The 423-nt window shown below is 79.2% G+C and carries 1 protein-coding gene; it reads left to right on the top strand.

Annotated features, from left to right (window positions below; all coding sequences use genetic code 11):
• On the top strand, nucleotides 1–406 hold a 406-nt coding region (locus tag EAD89_RS00055; protein ID WP_147458716.1), incomplete at its 5' end, for a CinA family protein.
• Nucleotides 407–423 lie beyond the last annotated feature (17 nt).

Here is a 423-nt window from a genome sequence, read left to right on the forward strand (position 1 = left end):
CTACGCCACCGAGCTGAAGGCCGAGCTGGCCGGCGTACCGGCTGAGCTGCTGGCCGAGCGGGGGCCCGTGGACCCGGACGTGGCGGCGGCGCTCGCCGAGGGTGGCCGGCAGCGCTGCGGGGCGGACTGGGGGCTCGCCACCACCGGGGTCGCCGGTCCCGAGCCGCAGGACGGCAAGCCGGTCGGTCTGGTCTACGTCGCGGTCGCCGGCCCGGACGGCGGTGAGGTGCGCCAGCTCGACCTGGACGGCGGCCGGGACCACGTCCGCTCGACGGCGGTGACCGAGGCGTTGCGGCTGCTCGCCGAGCGGATCCACGACGCCGATGCCGCGGACGCGGACGCCGCGGACGCGCCGGGTGCCGGCAGCGTCGCCGAGGCGGGAACGGCCGGGGCGGGGCGACGGTGAGCCGTCCCGGGCGAACC

Origin of the sequence: Micromonospora sp. BL4 (assembly GCF_003667505.1) — a bacterium.
GTDB lineage: Bacteria > Actinomycetota > Actinomycetes > Mycobacteriales > Micromonosporaceae > Micromonospora.